Annotated in this window: 1 protein-coding gene and 1 tRNA gene; one reads left to right on the forward strand and one right to left on the reverse strand. The window is 40.9% G+C overall.

Features of this window, described 5'->3' with window-relative positions; translation table 11 throughout:
• Positions 1-391: 391 nt before the first annotated feature.
• Positions 392-1318 carry a serine O-acetyltransferase EpsC gene (gene epsC, locus LJE12_RS19440; protein ID WP_008705761.1) on the reverse strand — a complete coding sequence of 309 codons (927 nt, stop codon included), beginning with the start codon at positions 1316-1318 and terminating at the stop codon, positions 392-394.
• 202 nt (positions 1319-1520) lie between these two features.
• Here epsC and LJE12_RS19445 point away from each other — a divergent pair.
• Positions 1521-1608: transfer RNA gene (locus LJE12_RS19445), tRNA-Ser, on the forward strand.
• Positions 1609-1772 lie beyond the last annotated feature (164 nt).

Raw genomic sequence — 1772 nt, forward strand, 5'->3', positions numbered from 1 at the left:
GAACCCACGTATCCAGCTTGGAAGGCTGGTGTTCTACCATTGAACTACACCCGCACAGCTTGTTGTCTGTGCATCTCTGTCGCATCAACGAAGATTAGTATATATGATGAAACTGTATTTGTCAACACTAAATTTAAATTTTTTCTATTTTTTTAACAACATATACAAATCATCATCTGACAAACAATTTGTCACGCAGATAAAATCATCCGTTTCGCTGCTCAGCTCTATACCGAATAATTGCTATGCAGTTTATCAGAAGGAGCTTTCACTCCTCCTGATATAAGCAAATTTCCACCTGCTACTTATTACTTTCCACGCTGAAAGCCTGGACTTACTGTATATGATGGAACCTGTCAGGAAAACAAAATTTTACAGTGTTAACCAGAGATCAGTTCTCCCAATCCCATACATTCGTAGCTTCCACTGAACTTCTTGGTTTCTTAATCACAAGTTCAGGACTCTTCGCACTGACCTTGGTGTTTGCCGGAATAGATGCTGTAATAAAGGTATTACCTCCGATGATCGTATTCTCTCCTATCACAGTCTCACCGCCCAGCACAGAAGAGTTAGAATAAATCGTCACATTATCTCTGATCGTCGGATGTCTCTTCACATTGGCAAGCAGCTGTCCCTGACGGGTGGAAAGTGCGCCAAGAGTCACGCCCTGATACAGCTTCACATTCTTTCCAATCTCCGTAGTCTCACCGATTACAACACCGGTTCCATGGTCAATGAAGAAATATTCTCCAATCGTAGCACCCGGATTGATATCGATACCTGTATAACCATGTGCATATTCAGACATAATTCTTGGAATAAACGGCACATTTTCCAGATACAGAACATGTGCAAGTCTGTATACATAAATTGCATAAAATCCAGGATAAGAGAAAATGATCTCCTCTTTACTCTTGGCAGCCGGGTCACCGTCAAAACCTGCCTGCAGGTCAGTCAGCAGCATACGCTGAATTTCCGGAACATTTGCAAAAAATCGCTCTGTGATCTGCTCTGCATGTTCTTTGGCCTTCTGTTCTTCTTCACCCTGATATAAAAATGCAATCTCAATCTGCTCCTGCAAGCAGTCATACAGATCATTCAGGCGATATGCCACATAATGCTCCGGAAACACGCTGGCACTGGAATCCACACTGAAATATCCGGGAAAAATAATAGACCTCATATCTTTAATGAAGTTAATAATCTCTTTCTTATTTGGAAGACGTTCTCTGTCCTTTCCCAGAAAGAGTTCTTCTTTACGGTAAGTATCTGTCAGCTTCTCCACAGCCTCCAGAATTGTTTTCTTCTTATCTGTCATAATCGTCACCTATCTGCTTTCCTCGCAGCTGCTTATTATCCCCAGACAATAGCAATCCAGAGGGTACACAACCGCATTTTGTTATTATCTTATTACAGCAAAACCAATTCGTCAATAAAAAAAGAATTGACCTTTCCGTAGATTCCTTATATAATAAAAAACAGTTCCAGTTACACTTCAGAACTGTTTCTAATCTTAATATGGAGATGTACCCAAGAGGCTGAAGGGACCGCACTCGAAATGCGGCAGGCCGGGCAACCGGTGCGAGGGTTCAAATCCCTCCATCTCCGCTCTTTCTTTGTAAAATTCTTTATAATAAAAATGCACAATAAGCTTGACAATCGTTGCTTTTATATGTATAATTGCAACAGTAAAAGAAATTTTACAAGTTGGTTTTGATAGGGGATTGGTCAAATGGTATGATAGGGGTCTCCAAAACCTTTGGTGGGAGTTC

Source organism: Blautia sp. DFI.6.71 (assembly GCF_020593585.1).
GTDB classification, from domain to species: domain Bacteria; phylum Bacillota; class Clostridia; order Lachnospirales; family Lachnospiraceae; genus Blautia_A; species Blautia_A wexlerae.

Bases quoted from the DNA above. Each gene is read 5' to 3' on its own strand.
- epsC (WP_008705761.1), bottom strand. From the start codon at position 1,318: ATGACAGATAAGAAGAAAACAATTCTGGAGGCTGTGGAGAAGCTGACA.